The sequence below is a fragment of the Paenibacillus sp. 01T422 genome (assembly GCF_056398785.1).
Genome location: NZ_JBFTQB010000052.1, coordinates 1 through 13,616, shown reverse-complemented (window position 1 = coordinate 13,616; position 13,616 = coordinate 1). Strand labels below are relative to the sequence as shown.

The window sequence follows — 13,616 nt, the reverse complement described above, 5'->3', positions numbered from 1 at the left end:
GTGTGGAGGGAACATAGTAAGATGTTTGAGATTTTTGGAAAAAGAAGACGACTAAAAAGAGCTTGGGCTCTTGTTGCCATTATGTTTGTAGTATCTATTGTTTTAGCTGCTTGTGGGGAAAAGCCTAGCGCGCAACCATCAGCATCCGCATCTGCAGCACCGCAAGAAGCTGCTAAGTCCGATGCTCCTCGTACAATTAAACATGCGATGGGGGAAACCGCTGTACCTGCGCAGCCGAAGCGTGTTGTTATTTTGACGAATGAGGGAACGGAAGCCCTTTTAGCTCTTGGAATTAAGCCAGTTGGTGCCGTTGAGTCTTACTACGGTAATCCATGGTTTGACCATATCAAAGCGGATATGCAAGGTGTAACAACGGTTGGTGGAGAGTCACAGCCAAATCTAGAGTTGATTGCATCTTTGAAACCAGATTTAATTATTGGTAACAAAATGCGTCATGAGAAAGTGTACGACCAACTTAAAGCGATTGCTCCTACGGTTTATTCGGAGACATTGCGTGGTGAGTGGAAAAGTAACTTCGCGCTGTATGCCAATGCGCTTAACAAGAAAGCAGAAGGCGACAAAATTATCGCCGACTTCGATAAACGTATTAACGATTTCAAAAGCAAAGCCGGCGATAAGCTGAAAGAGAAAGTCGCTGTTGTCCGCTTCATGGGCGGTAAAACGCGTTATTACTATGGAAACATGTTCACTGGTGTTATTTTCCAACAAATCGGTTTCCCGCGTTCGGATCCGAAAAGTGATGAGAAATCATTTGAAGATATTACCAAAGAGCGTTTGACTGAAATGGATGCTGCAGATCGCGTGTTCTACTTTACATATGAGACTGGCGATGGTAAAGGAACGAAGCAAGAGCAGGAATGGATGAATGATCCGCTTTGGAAAAACCTCAAAGTCGTGAAAGAGAATAAATTGGTAAAAGTAAATGATGCGACATGGAATACAGCTGGTGGTGTAAAAGCAGCTAACCTCATGCTCGATGATTTGTACAAAATTTACGATGTAAAACCTTAATAAATGTGGGGACTGCTACTAGTGAGCAGTCCTTTTTCGACCTAAATATGTTTCAAGGGTGGGGTAAGCGGAGCTTGCCCTGTATTTATTTATTGTTGGTGGAATAGGGTAAAATTCTGGTTATTTCCACTGAAACGCCTTAACCGTTCATCTCTTTGGAGCTGCGCAGTTGAGTAGATGGATTACTCTACAATAACGCCGATTTCTCCATCTAATCCTCCGCGATTCCTCCACTTTTGCCCAATTAGTGGGACTTTCTACCGCTAAACTCCCTGAATCCAGCAGATTCCGTCCCCTAGCGACGATTTAGCTGTAGCTTCTACCGCTATTTCRCTMYCAGCCACTAAACAACACAGATTAACGGTAGATTCTAATTGCCAGTTAATAATTGTGGGATAAGTGGGGGATGAGCGGGAGCCAGGCGGATAGATCTTGCATGTTACACAAAAAGGAGGGCCTCCTTTCAGTAGCATAGCTACTTGAAGGAAAGCCCTCACTTGCTTAAGTATAGGAGAGATGTTATCTGCTAAATCTGTTTGCGCTGCCGCCTGCTAGCTGTTGTTCAGCAATTTGAACGAGGCGACGTGTGATGCTGCCCCCAATGGAGCCTGTATCACGGGACGTCATGTAGCCATAGTAACCATCTTGAGGAATCTGGATACCTAGTTCTTGAGCAACTTCGTATTTCATTTGATCCAAAGCTGCTGTAGCTTGTGGAACAACTAAAGAGTTGCTGCTGCGAGATTGTCCTGCCATCTGATATCACCTCCAGTAATAGGTAGTATAATCTCTTTTGTAAAATATACTCATCAATTTTACTGGGAATTTTCGGAAACAATTTGGAAAGCAGAAAAGCAGGATTGGACAGTCTTTGTTATAATAAGAAAAGCAAAGGGAGAGCGGAGGCGAAATCATGTTTGAACTATCTATAAAGGGCTGGTCCCTTGATAAGGACTTACAAATTATACAGGCGGATGTCCGCATGGCGGTGGACGATAGCGTTATTATCGAAGAACCGCTGTGCGTCGATGTGGGGCTCCCTGCGCTGTTGTACAGTGCGCTGAAAGATACGGAGCCGAATCGTTTTGCACCACCGGATCAATGGGAGCAAATGCCTTTCTTTGTTTGCGGCTGCGGAGACCCGGAATGTAGAGGGTTCTCATTTGTTGTGCATCATTTGCCAGAGAAACAAATAGAGCTTATCTCGGTTGAAGAGCGAACGAATGGCACGTACCGCGAGCTTGAGACCCACAACATACCGGCTGATCACTACAGGAAAGAGGTCCTGGAGATCGGGGAAACCTATTTGGCATTTATCAAAGGGTTGGACTATAAGCCCTATTTTGCTGATACGGTGAAAGTAGTTGAAGATCTGGTACATCAATTACATCAACAATGATGGAGTGAATAGAATGGCAGCAGTGAAATATTATGTTGTTTGGGTGGGGCATAAGCCAGGGATCTATCGATCGTGGGCGGATTGTCAGGCACAGACAAAAGGATTTCCGCAAGCGAGGTTCAAATCGTACGAGTCCGAGGCAGAAGCGCGTCAAGCTTTGGAGAAGGGCTGGCAGAAGTCGCTGAATTTCGGAGGGAAGTCAGGAGCGTCGTCTGCATCTGCTTCCGGGACGAAGTCGGCTACTCCTGAGACGGCACCTGAAGTGGACTACGACAGCCTGTCCGTGGATGTAGGATGCTCTGGGAATCCGGGGATTGTGGAGTACAAAGGAGTCGATACGCGGACAGGTGAAATTCTTTTTTACCAAGGTCCAATTTCGAAGGGTACGAATAATCTGGGCGAGTTTCTTGCGATCGTACACGGACTGGCGTATTTGCAAAAGCAGGGCAGTGGCAAAACGATTTATACGGATTCCGTTACCGCTTTAAGCTGGATTCGTAAAAAGGAAGTTTCGACCAATTTGGTTCGGGATGGTTCAACAGAAGAAATATGGACGCTGGTTGACCGCGCGCTGAAGTGGCTTCGGACCAACACCTACCCCAATAAGATCGTGAAATGGGATACGAAAAAGTGGGGAGAAATCAAGGCTGATTTTGGCAGAAAATAATCCCTTGCTTTTACATTGACGCGTCAGTACACTAAAGGGAGAAATTTGACGAAAAGTATGATATGATAGATTCATTGTTTTTACAAAAGAATTGTAATCTAGGAGGAATAGAGAATGGCTCATCCAAAACAGCGTAGCGACATGATTAAAAAAGGATTCGACCGCGCTCCACACCGCAGTTTGTTGCGTGCAGCCGGCGTTAAAGAGGAAGATTTCGGCAAGCCGTTCATTGCGGTTTGTAATTCTTATATAGACATTATTCCTGGACATGTGCATTTGCAAGAATTTGGTAAGCTGGTGAAAGAAGCGATCCGCGAAGCGGGCGGCGTTCCTTTCGAGTTCAACACGATTGGTGTTGACGATGGTATCGCAATGGGACATATCGGTATGCGTTATTCCCTGCCAAGCCGTGAAATTATTGCGGATTCCTTGGAAACAGTCGTAAACGCGCACTGGTTCGATGGTCTTATCTGTATTCCTAACTGTGATAAAATTACGCCGGGCATGATCATGGGTGCGCTTCGCGTTAACATCCCTACGATGTTAGTCAGCGGTGGCCCAATGAAAGCCGGTAAAGATAAAAACGGTAAGTCCATTTCCTTGTCCTCCGTTTTCGAGGGCGTAGGTGCTTTCCAAGCAGGTAAATTGGATGAAGCAGGTCTGGAAGAGCTTGAGCAATACGGTTGTCCGACTTGTGGATCTTGTTCCGGTATGTTCACAGCGAACTCCATGAACTGTTTGGCAGAAGGTCTAGGCCTTGCTATGCCAGGTAACGGTACTATCTTGGCTGTTGCTGAAGAGCGTAAGCAGTTCGTGAAAGACTGCGCGAAACAGTTGATGACATTGATCGAAAAAGACATTAAACCGCGTGATATCGTAACAATTGAAGCGATTGACAATGCGTTTGCACTTGATATGGCTATGGGTGGTTCCACGAATACTGTCCTTCACACATTGGCTATCGCTGCTGAAGCTGGCATCGAATACCCGATTTCTCGTATTAACGAAGTGGCAGAGCGCGTTCCTCACCTTGCGAAAATCGCTCCAGCATCCGATTACCACATTGAAGATGTGCATTTAGCCGGCGGTGTTAGCGCGGTAATTAATGAGCTATTGAAAAAGCCGGGCGCGTTCGATGGCGATCGTCTTTCTGTTACTGCCAAAACGCTTCGTGAAAACGTAGCTGGCTGTGAAATCCAGAACACGGACGTCATTCGTCCGTTAARCAACCCGCACAGCGAAAGAGGCGGACTAGCTGTTCTGTTCGGTAACCTTGCTCCTGAGGGTAGTATCGTAAAAGTCGGAGCGGTAGATAAATCCGTTGGCGGGCGCCACGTAGGTCCTGCGATCTGCTTTAACTCCCAAGACGAGGCTCTTTACGGCATTGCTAATGGCAAAGTCAAAGAAGGTCATGTTGTTGTCATCCGTTATGAAGGACCAAAAGGCGGACCTGGTATGCCAGAAATGTTAGCACCTACCTCCCAAATCGTTGGTATGGGTCTAGGCGCGAAAGTTGCCTTGATTACAGACGGACGTTTCTCAGGCGCATCCCGTGGTATCTCTATCGGGCATATGTCTCCAGAGGCTGCGGAAGGCGGACCACTTGCTTTCGTACATGATGGCGACATTATCGATGTCGATATGGATGGCCGCAAAATCAATTTGCAAATCAGCGATGAAGAGTTCGCGAAGCGCCGCGAAAGCTGGGTAGAGTTCCAACCGAAAATCCAAACCGGATATTTGGCGCGTTACACCAAAATGGTAACGAATGCGAGTGCCGGAGCTATTTTGAAATGGTAAAATAATAAAAGGCCAGGGCTTATAGCTCTGGCCTTTTTTATATGCTGCTTTTAAAAAAAGAAATGCATAAACAGCAAGGAGCCGGTCAAAACCGTAATCGCAACAACAATGGAGAGCGTAAGCACGAAACGGGCTTTGAAGATGGATAACAGCATCAGCGTGCTTTTGACATCGATCATTGGGCCGAAGACGAGGAAAGCCAGCAGGGAGCCTGGAGAGAACGTCTTGGCGAAAGAGGCGGCTACGAAGGCATCCGTTGTGGAGCACAACGAAAGCAAGTAGGCAAAGCCCATCATAAAGACATGAGAGATGAATGTCCCTTGGCCGATGGCGGATAAGCTGTCCTGGGCGACAAAGGTTTGAATTAATGCGGTCAGGAAAGCGCCGAGCATTAAGTATTTGCTCATTTCAAACAACTCGGATGTGCCGTGGCTGAGCATTGTTGCTAACCTGCCGTCACCATGGGAGTGATTATGGCCGTGGTCGTGCTGATGAGCATGATCGTGCGTATTTTCATGGTGATGATGATGATGGTCATGGTCATGCGTGTGAATAGGCTCAGCTGCATGCCCGCTATTGGCGTGGCGCAGCGGACTGCTTTTCAAAAAGCGCGTTAACAGGAGACCGATGATCAACGCGACACCGAAAGTGAGCCCCATGCGCGAATAAGCCATTCCCGGCTCGCTGCGGAAAGCCATGAAGGTAGACGCGAACACGATCGGATTCAGAATCGGTCCGACGAGGATGAAAATAACGGCAATGTACACAGGCATCCCTTTGCGCATAAGCCGGCGAACGAAAGGTATCATGCCGCACTCACAGAGTGGGAACATGATCCCGAGCACACAGGCAAACAGAATGCCGCCAAGCGGATGTTTGGGTGTCATACGCCGGATGAAAGCTTCCGGGATGAAGTTTTCAACGACGGTGGAGAGCAGGACCCCCATGAACATAAAGGGCAAAGCGTCGAGAAAGATGTCCATAAAAGCAGCGAACACATGCTTGATATCATTCAGGATCAACCCCATCGGCGGAAGCTCTCTCGTCGTTAGAATGAGGATGAGAAGACATGCGCAAATCACCGTGGAGATAGGAAGACTCCACCGGTATAGTGTTGATGACAATGCATTGACACCCCTTTGTCCGTTGATGATAGGATCGTATGTTATCTATCCTATGTCCATGCAGGGAAAGATAGGACAAAGACCTTGGTTGACAATGGAAAGTCAAGGTGTATAATTATATAAAATCAATAAGCGATGACAGGAACAAGTATGTTTGTTTCCCGTTTCTCAGAGAGCCGGTGGTTGGTGCGAACCGGTGAAACGAGCAAACTGAATGGATCCTTGAGCTTGAGGCTGAACACAGCATGAGGTTGCCGGAACCTAGGCCGGAAGAACATCCGCATCTGACAAGTATGCCAAACGGCTGCTCTCCGTTACAAGAGCCTGAAGGTCTATGCGGCAATTCTATGCTCATTCATGGACAAATTAGGGTGGTACCACGGTCTCTCGTCCCTTGCGGGGAGAGGCCTTTTTGTTGTCTTTTTTAACGGTTCAAGTTTAATTTAATGATGAATTCGGAGGGATTTTCACTATGAAACGAGTATTATCAGGTATGCAGTCCAGCGGCCAACTGACAATTGGCAATTATATTGGCGCTCTTCGCAACTATGTCAAGCTGCAGCATTTGCACCGTTGCTATTTTATGGTAGTGGATATGCACGCGATCACGGTGCCGCAGGATCCTGCAGCGCTGAAAGAACAAACGGAGTCGATCGCTGCGCTTTATATTGCGGCGGGACTAGATCCGAATAAGGCGTCCATCTTCCTGCAATCCCATGTTCACGCACATGCGGAGCTGGGCTGGATTATGACGACACTGACGAATATGGGCGAGCTTGAGCGCATGACGCAGTTCAAAGATAAATCGGAAGGCAAGGAATCCGTTGGGGCAGGACTCTTTACGTATCCGTCTCTGATGGCGGCAGACATTCTCTTGTACAATGCCGACCTGATCCCGGTTGGGGACGACCAGAAGCAGCATTTGGAGCTTACACGCGATCTCGCTAACCGTTTTAACAATCGTTTTGGCGATATGTTCGTGATGCCGCAGCCTTATATGCCTGAGATTGGGGCAAGAATCATGTCGCTGGATGATGCTTCCAAGAAGATGAGCAAAAGCAGTCCGAATGCAGGCAGTTACATCGCCATGCTGGATGAGCCGTCTGTCATCCGTAAGAAGCTTAGCCGTGCAGTGACCGATTCTGGCCGTGAAGTGAAATATGATCCGCAGAACAAACCAGAGGTTAGCAATCTGATCTCGATCTACTCGCATTTTGCTGAAATGAGCGTAGCTGAGATTGAAGCTAAATATGATGGCCAAGGTTATGGGCCGTTCAAAAAGGATCTAGCTGAGCAGATCGTGGCTGTCCTCGAGCCGATTCAACAACGCTATCAGGAGATTCGCCGTTCGGGTGAAATTTTTGATATTTTGAAAAAAGGTGCACAAGAGGCTGCTGAGGTCGCTAACGAAACCTTGCTTGAAGTGAAGAAACGGATGGGCTTCGTGGTCATCTAAAAAAAAGCGAAAAGAGCTCAAACAGCGGTTATAGCTGTTGAGCTCTTTTTTGGGTGCAGCCGTTGTGGTTACGGCCGAGAATTCCTTTTGCGAATTTTTGCCTTAACGGCAAAGCCATAACCGATAAAGCCTAAGGCAATGATCGTACAGACGAGCACCATCCAAGGCTGCCGGAGTGCGATAAATAGGGAGATGGTGGCAAGCAGTAGCGTGCCGACTAAAGCGAATAGAAGCGCGAGCGGTTTACTCATGAACGTGACCTACTTTCTAGAAGTTTGAGCGGTGTATTCTTATTTTAAACTTTTTTGATCGCTGTGCATATAAATTCATTTCCTCCACATACTATGTTTGCAAGCTTGCAAATACATCAAAGATCATAGCTGACTGAAAGGAGTCTGATCCTTATGGCACAATCTCGTAACAGCAACACTTTGGCAGTTCCACAAGCTACAGCAGCTCTAAATCAATTGAAATATGAGGTAGCTCAAGAACTGGGCATCCAAATTCCTCAAGATGGTTACATGGGCTATATGGCTACTCGCGATGCAGGTTCAATCGGGGGTAACATCACTCGTCGTCTAGTGCAAATCGCTGAGCAATCGTTGGCTGGTCAATCTGGCTTCCGTAGCTAAGAAGCGATAACCCGTTATTAGTTTTTCCCGATTGTTGTAATATAAAAGCTCAGGGGCCTAAAAACCTCTGGGCTTTTTTTCGTGGGAAATAAATAAAAAAGACGCGTAGTGGCACGCGTCTCTTTCTTAATAAAGATCTACTCGAAGTTTCTTTTCAAGTCTGGTGTCGTTGACCCAGCCTACATAAGAATCGAGGGTTTTGAAATTGTGGTCCATATGGATGACACCTACGAACGGGTATTGCTTACGGTGGCGATAGCGCACATCCGCCCATCTGACTTCGTAACCCCAGCGATGTTCCTTGACTTCTGCACAGGTGAATGATGAGAAGTACAGCAAAGCTTGAATGTCTTCATGCTTTTTGGAAGCTTCGACGGCTGGGTGGTCTTCACATCTTACTGTATCTAACCATTTCAGCTTGGAATTCTTAAGCTCGCCCAGTTGGAAAGTGCCGTCTGCTCTTCTTTTTACGACATTCCAGACATAGAGGTTGAATGTTACAATAAGTGTGTATTGATCGCCATGCTGGAAAGTCGGATCTTTACGGTAAAGACCTTTTTCTACAATGTAATGGTCAAGCGTGCGCCAAATGTAGTAAAGGGCGATGACACCATATAAGGTTGGAAAAACAAGCTTTGGACTGGCCACGTGGAAGGACCACATGAAGATGGCCGCAATATGGCTCGAAAAGATAAAGGGATCAAAGATGTGAATAATGTTCCACGATACCCACTTTTCAGAAAAAGGCCGAATGGCTTGTGTACCATATGTGTTGAAACAATCGCTGAAAACGTGAAAACAAACCGCGATCCCTACCCACATTCCTAGATGCAGCAGAGGGATTCCGTGAAAGAATAGAGCGAGTGCTCCAGTGATCAATAACGTCCAAATCAGTAAAGCTGGCAAAGAGTGGGAACGACCGCGATGATTACGGATATACGTGGCGTTGTTCTTGAAACGAAGCAGCCCGTCCACATCCGGAATCTGTGAACCGATTACGGTTCCGATGAAGACAGCAGTCGTAGCGGCTGAATCCGCGGAAACGCTGGGATCAATCTGCGACAGTCCTGCTAACCCTAAGCCAATAACAAGATGTGTTCCTGTGTCCAAGTGGGTTTCTCCTCCTAAGGTCATTTTCCGTCTTCTTATTAGTTTACCATTTTGGAGCAAAAAATAAATCAGAGGGAGATCTAAAAATGTCTAAAGTTTTTGTAGAGTATGCCATAAATCCCGAATATCGGGAGTCTTTTCTCATCTATATGCAGCAGTGGCAGGAGCGGGAAGGGCGTTTGGAGGTATTGGAGGGAACGGATCAACCAGGACTTTTTGTAGAAATTTGGAATGAAGTGAGTCGCGAAGAGTACAACGTACTAAAAGAAGAGCGATTGCAGCAAGGCGGGAGAGCAGCGGGCAACCAAGCGGCGTGGGAAAAGTGGGTGAAAGGCGGCTTGAGCAAGCTGCATATGTGGCATTTTACACCCGTTGATTAACCAAAAGAAAACCGCTGCCTTGGTTAAGGTTAGCGGTTCTTGGGAGGTGAAGCATCCGTATTATCTTCTGCTGCCATAGGGATAGTAGTAATTTAATTCCTCGTCGAATGTAATGTAGTCTAGATTCACCATAAGCAGTAAGTAGCGCATGCCTGTAGCTGGATCGCTGATGATGATATGGTCGCGTCCTGCGGCTTCCAGCTTGCCTTTGAAAATTTTGGCATTCCATTGCGAGTTATTCTCGTATGTCATGTAAAGTGTAGCCATTTTGCCAAGATTAAGCCGTAGAATATTCTCGATATAAGATTCTTCCATCGGTAGACCAGGTACGTTTACACCTGTTTGCAGGCCAGTTCCTGTAGGTGGGTTTGTGGAGCCGCTAGGCTGCATGGGAACCATTTTGTTCGTAATTGCTGTTGGAACCGGGTAAGCTGGGTATGGAGTTCCGCCGAATGTTGGCATTTGCGCTTGATTGCCAATTTTGTAAGGGTTATTCAACATAACTGTAAATCCTCCTTGGAGCTTTCCTTGTGGAAGCTTTCTTCTTGTGAAGCATACACCTCATCATATTGTGCATTCGCCTATTTGGTGACTGATTTCCCCATTCATCTGCAAAATAAAAAAGCTCCGAAAGGGAGCTTTAGTTCAGTAAAAATTTATATCCGACACCCCAGACCGTTTTGATATATTTCGGTTCTTTCGGGTCGGTTTCTATTTTTTTTCGCAGGTTAGCGATATGTACATCTATGGCGCGCTCCGTAACATAGGRATCGAAACCGCGGACCCGGTTGAGCAGCTCCTCGCGGCTGTATACACGGCCTTGATTTTGCCATAATAGCTTCATAATCTCGAATTCGGAGAAAGTAGTCTCAATCAACTTGTTATGTACAAAAAGACACCGTTTCTCGAGATCCAGGTGGACAACCTGATTGGTTGAGGAATCGGCTGCAGTGGCTGCTACATGGGCAAAAGCTGTTGAACGTCGCAGCAAGGCTTGTACCCGCGCGGCAAGTTCTCTCATGGAGAAAGGTTTGCATAAATAATCGTCTGCTCCTGTTTGCAGACCTTTGATTCGGTCCGAAACTTCACTTTTGGCTGAAACCATGAGAATAGGGATGGTGGAAGCCGTCCGGAAGTAGGTACAGAGCTGAATGCCGTCAACATCAGGGAGCATGATATCAAGAACAATGACATCAGGATTGAAATCCCGGAATAAGGTTTCTCCCTGACGGCCGTTCTCCGCCCGCATGACTTGGTAACCTTCTTCGTACAAATAAATGGACATCATTTCACCAATGCTTAGATCATCTTCAATAATTAATACTTTAGACATAAACGTTCCCCTCCTTTTCCTTCAAAAGGTTCGGTGCTCGATATGCCGGACGCAACATTCGATCCTATATGTAACATGTTATCATTATCCATTTTGTGCCGTCCAGTTTTAAGGCAATAATTCATTAATCTTTTCAAAAAAAGAAAAAAGGAAGCTGGATGGTACTTGATGCCTAAAGATTAGGTCAAGTCATCCAGCTTCCTATGGTAGGGTGAACATTCAGGAACAAAATCATACGGTTAAGTGCTTTCGAACTTGATCTTCGCTCAGCTGCTCGGCATGACCTTCGGCCGCAACCGTCCCCCGGTCTATGACATAGTAATAATCTGCAATGCTCGTTGCGAATTCCAAGCTTTGCTCGACCAATAAGACAGCTATCTCCCTTCTCCTTTTGATGGCTTCGATAATGGCTTCGATTTCCATCACGATGGAAGGCTGGATGCCCTCCATGGGTTCATCTAGCAGCAAAAGCTTCGGGCCAGCAGCTAGGGCACGCGCGATAGCTAGCTGCTGCTGCTGACCGCCGCTGAGGTCTCCCCCCTTGCGGTGGAGCATCTGTCGTAGAACAGGGAAGGTGTCGAAGAGCGAGTCGGGCAGCTTCTTTCTCCCGTCTGTCGCCGCTTCAAGGCCGAGCAACAAGTTCTCCTCAACCGTTAACTGAGGGAAGATTTCACGGCCTTGCGGCACGTAGCCGATGCCTGATTTCGCCCGCTGATCCGGAGGTGAGGTCGTGATGTCTCGTTCGTTATATTGAATGGAGCCGGACTTGGGTTTGATCAGACCCATAATGCTCTTCATGAGCGTTGATTTCCCTACACCATTGCGTCCCATCAGACAAACGATCTGACCGGGTTTCACGAGTAAGTTCACTTGGCGAACAACCATACTTTCCCCATAGCCTGCTTCGATGTTATGAAGATTAAGCACCGCGCTCCACTCTCCTTCCCAGATAAACCTCAGCAACCTTATCATCATTCTGAATATCCAGCATCGTGCCTTCGCGAAGAACAGTGCCTTCATGAAGCACCGTGACCGTTTTGGCAAATTGGCGAACAAATTCCATGTCGTGCTCGACCACAACAATTGTTTGATCCGCTGCGATTTCATGGAGCAGCTCGCCCGTTTTTTCTGTTTCGCTATCGGTCATTCCAGCTGCTGGCTCATCAAGCAGAAGAAGATCAGGCTCCTGCATAAGCAGCATGCCGATTTCGAGCCATTGCTTCTCCCCGTGTGAAAGGGAGCCCGCGCGCTCTTTGGCTTTGGCTTGGAGGCCAATCATGCCAAGTCTTTGGTGCAGGCGATCTCGCTGCTCGCTTGTCGTTTTGGCCCATAGCGCACTGAGGAGACCACGCTTTTGTTTCATGGATAAGGCTAGATTTTCAAATACCGTTAAGGTTGAAAAGACAGAAGGCGCTTGGAATTTGCGTCCAATACCGAGCTGTGCAATTTGATGCTCTTGATGTTTGGTAAGATCAATGGAGTCTTTGAAAAAAACTTCACCTAGCGAAGGTTTCACTTTCCCGCAAATGACATCGAGGAGCGTTGTTTTACCGGCCCCATTGGGTCCGATGAGAAAGCGAAGTTCGCCGTATTCCAAGGAAAAGTCGAGATTGCGCAAGGCTTTAAAACCGTCGAAGCTGACCTCAAGCCCTTTTACGCTTAGTATTTTAGCGCCAGGCACAGGTTGTTGCTCTGCTAATTGTCCGAGCATGGGATGTTCCTCCTTCTTTTATTCATGAAACAAAATGACTTGTAAGCTTATCTGGCTTCTTGCGAGGAAGTAATCGGCTTAGGCAGCACGGGTTTTTTCCAATTGGATGTGTAATGGGTAATGGTGCCGACAATTCCTTTGGGGAGTAAAAGCACAACAATAATGAACATCGCGCCGAGTATGAAGGGCCACCAAGTCGGATAAGCTTCACTGAACGTAGTTTTGGCAGCGTTGGTCACTAGAGCTCCTAGCACAGCACCTCCGATGGTAGAACGTCCGCCGATAGCGACCCAAAGGACCATTTCAATCGAGGGAACAATCCCCATCTGGGCGGGGGAAATGATACCTTCCTGAAGCACGAAGAGCACGCCGGCAAGTCCGGCCAAACCTGCGGATGCACAGTAAATGAATACTTTGTACGTAACTGGATTGTACCCGATGAAACGTACCCGATTCTCTCCATCGCGTATGGCTGTTAGAATATTTCCCATACGGCTGGTGACGAGCAGACTGCATAGGATCAGAACGAGTGCAACGACGGCTAATGTGAGGTAGAAGAAGATCAGCTTTGTTGACTGTGCTTGCAGATTTAAGCCTAAAAAGGAGTCGAAGTTGGTGAGTCCATTCGTTCCGCCAGTGTAGCCTTGTTGGCCAACAAACAATGTCACTGTAATGATGACAAGGGCTTGCGACAGGATGGAGAAAAAGGCGCCTTTAATGCGGTTGCGAAAGGTGAAATAGCCTAAAATGAAGGCAACAATCATAGGAATGATGAGGGCTAGAAGGAAAGCAGCGCCTGCTGAATGGAAGGGAACCCAGAACCAGGGCAAGCTTTCTACGCCGCTCCAAGACATGAAATCAGGCAGCTCCCCGGGACTTGCGGCTAGCTTCAGATGCATCGCCATACAGTAGGCGCCTAGCCCGAAATATACGCCATGACCGAGACTCAATATGCCTGTATAGCCCCAAATC

16 protein-coding genes and 1 other annotated feature are annotated in these 13,616 nt (G+C 47.2%); of the genes, 7 read left to right on the top strand and 9 right to left on the bottom strand.

Annotation, left to right across the window (positions count from 1 at the left end; translation table 11 throughout):
• Positions 1-21: 21 nt before the first annotated feature.
• Positions 22-1,032 (top strand): ABC transporter substrate-binding protein, encoded by a 1,011-nt coding sequence (locus tag AC1DUA_RS05025; RefSeq protein ID WP_477498671.1) that lies wholly within the window; start codon positions 22-24, stop codon positions 1,030-1,032.
• Positions 1,033-1,551: 519 nt separating this feature from the next.
• On the opposite strand, the gene AC1DUA_RS05020 is transcribed toward AC1DUA_RS05025, so the two are convergent.
• A complete protein-coding gene (locus AC1DUA_RS05020; protein ID WP_127453012.1) occupies positions 1,552-1,788 on the bottom strand; it encodes an alpha/beta-type small acid-soluble spore protein in 237 nt (78 codons plus the stop codon).
• Between the two features lie 157 nt (positions 1,789-1,945).
• Between AC1DUA_RS05020 and AC1DUA_RS05015 the strand changes: the two genes are divergently transcribed.
• The 3 genes from AC1DUA_RS05015 (at position 1,946) to ilvD (ending at position 4,898) form a co-directional block, all read left to right on the top strand.
• Positions 1,946-2,431 carry a hypothetical protein gene (locus AC1DUA_RS05015; protein ID WP_477498670.1) on the top strand — a complete coding sequence of 162 codons (486 nt, stop codon included), beginning with the start codon at positions 1,946-1,948 and terminating at the stop codon, positions 2,429-2,431.
• Positions 2,432-2,444: 13 nt separating this feature from the next.
• Positions 2,445-3,098 (top strand): ribonuclease H, encoded by a 654-nt coding sequence (rnhA, locus tag AC1DUA_RS05010; RefSeq protein ID WP_477498669.1) that lies wholly within the window; start codon positions 2,445-2,447, stop codon positions 3,096-3,098.
• Positions 3,099-3,212: 114 nt separating this feature from the next.
• On the top strand, positions 3,213-4,898 hold the full coding sequence (gene ilvD, locus AC1DUA_RS05005) for a dihydroxy-acid dehydratase (RefSeq protein WP_477498668.1): 1,686 nt from the start codon (positions 3,213-3,215) through the stop codon (positions 4,896-4,898).
• A gap of 50 nt (positions 4,899-4,948) precedes the next feature.
• Here the strand turns inward: ilvD and AC1DUA_RS05000 are convergent, their stop codons facing one another.
• Positions 4,949-6,022 carry a permease gene (locus tag AC1DUA_RS05000; RefSeq protein ID WP_477498667.1) on the bottom strand — a complete coding sequence of 358 codons (1,074 nt, stop codon included), beginning with the start codon at positions 6,020-6,022 and terminating at the stop codon, positions 4,949-4,951.
• Between the two features lie 126 nt (positions 6,023-6,148).
• Positions 6,149-6,420: a binding site (T-box leader), on the top strand.
• A 74-nt stretch (positions 6,421-6,494) separates the two neighbouring features.
• Between AC1DUA_RS05000 and trpS the strand changes: the two genes are divergently transcribed.
• Complete coding sequence (trpS, locus tag AC1DUA_RS04995; RefSeq protein ID WP_477498666.1) at positions 6,495-7,478, top strand: tryptophan--tRNA ligase; 984 nt, start codon at positions 6,495-6,497, stop codon at positions 7,476-7,478.
• 68 nt (positions 7,479-7,546) lie between these two features.
• On the opposite strand, the gene AC1DUA_RS04990 is transcribed toward trpS, so the two are convergent.
• The gene (locus AC1DUA_RS04990) at positions 7,547-7,729 is read right to left on the bottom strand and encodes a DUF5325 family protein (RefSeq protein WP_477498665.1); all 183 of its coding nucleotides are present in this window, start codon (positions 7,727-7,729) and stop codon (positions 7,547-7,549) included.
• A 153-nt stretch (positions 7,730-7,882) separates the two neighbouring features.
• Here AC1DUA_RS04990 and AC1DUA_RS04985 point away from each other — a divergent pair, with 153 nt between their 5' ends.
• Entirely contained in the window at positions 7,883-8,110 is a 228-nt protein-coding gene (locus AC1DUA_RS04985) for a small, acid-soluble spore protein, alpha/beta type (protein ID WP_477498664.1), read from the top strand.
• A 126-nt stretch (positions 8,111-8,236) separates the two neighbouring features.
• Here the strand turns inward: AC1DUA_RS04985 and AC1DUA_RS04980 are convergent, their stop codons facing one another.
• Complete coding sequence (locus tag AC1DUA_RS04980) at positions 8,237-9,220, bottom strand: metal-dependent hydrolase (RefSeq protein ID WP_477498663.1); 984 nt, start codon at positions 9,218-9,220, stop codon at positions 8,237-8,239.
• Between the two features lie 86 nt (positions 9,221-9,306).
• Here AC1DUA_RS04980 and AC1DUA_RS04975 point away from each other — a divergent pair, with 86 nt between their 5' ends.
• The gene (locus AC1DUA_RS04975; RefSeq protein ID WP_477498662.1) at positions 9,307-9,600 is read left to right on the top strand and encodes a hypothetical protein; all 294 of its coding nucleotides are present in this window, start codon (positions 9,307-9,309) and stop codon (positions 9,598-9,600) included.
• 60 nt (positions 9,601-9,660) lie between these two features.
• On the opposite strand, the gene gerQ is transcribed toward AC1DUA_RS04975, so the two are convergent.
• From gerQ to urtC, 5 genes are all read right to left on the bottom strand, one after another.
• The gene (gene gerQ / locus AC1DUA_RS04970; protein ID WP_477498661.1) at positions 9,661-10,101 is read right to left on the bottom strand and encodes a spore coat protein GerQ; all 441 of its coding nucleotides are present in this window, start codon (positions 10,099-10,101) and stop codon (positions 9,661-9,663) included.
• Between the two features lie 139 nt (positions 10,102-10,240).
• Positions 10,241-10,933: a response regulator transcription factor gene (locus AC1DUA_RS04965; RefSeq protein ID WP_477498660.1), complete on the bottom strand. Its 693-nt coding sequence runs from the start codon at positions 10,931-10,933 to the stop codon at positions 10,241-10,243.
• A 231-nt stretch (positions 10,934-11,164) separates the two neighbouring features.
• Complete coding sequence (gene urtE, locus AC1DUA_RS04960) at positions 11,165-11,860, bottom strand: urea ABC transporter ATP-binding subunit UrtE (RefSeq protein ID WP_477498659.1); 696 nt, start codon at positions 11,858-11,860, stop codon at positions 11,165-11,167.
• Positions 11,853-12,644 carry an urea ABC transporter ATP-binding protein UrtD gene (gene urtD / locus AC1DUA_RS04955; RefSeq protein WP_477498658.1) on the bottom strand — a complete coding sequence of 264 codons (792 nt, stop codon included), beginning with the start codon at positions 12,642-12,644 and terminating at the stop codon, positions 11,853-11,855. The genes urtE and urtD overlap by 8 nt, the downstream gene beginning before the upstream one ends.
• A gap of 47 nt (positions 12,645-12,691) precedes the next feature.
• Positions 12,692-13,616, bottom strand: a 925-nt coding sequence (urtC, locus tag AC1DUA_RS04950) for an urea ABC transporter permease subunit UrtC (RefSeq protein WP_477498657.1), incomplete at its 5' end; no start/stop codon positions are given.